This is a genomic window from Nostoc sp. CALU 1950 (assembly GCF_051172895.1).
In the GTDB taxonomy this organism is placed as follows: Bacteria; Cyanobacteriota; Cyanobacteriia; order Cyanobacteriales; family Nostocaceae; genus Nostoc; species Nostoc edaphicum_A.
In genome coordinates this window covers 1-204 of sequence record NZ_JBDNJQ010000514.1, presented here as the reverse complement: position 1 = coordinate 204, position 204 = coordinate 1, and the positions used below count along the sequence as shown (strand labels likewise).

General features: G+C 32.8%; 1 pseudogene. It reads right to left on the bottom strand.

The features are described 5' to 3' along the window. A pseudogene (locus ABF638_RS38590) lies at positions 1–204 on the bottom strand (IS4 family transposase); the annotation flags it as partial.

The following is a 204-nucleotide window of genomic DNA, read 5'->3' as shown; positions in this document are numbered from 1 at the left end:
TAATCCGCAAAACAAAGTATTTGTTTTCTTGGAATAATTCTTGGATAAATTTTAATCCAGCGAAACCTCTATCCATTACACCAACAGCATTACTTGGTAGACTAGACATCATTTTAGAACCAAATTTATAGTCATGGTCATGTCCAAAGTTTATGAAGTTATCTGATGGACTTCCAGTAGCTAGATTTAGAGAACTGAAAAGTT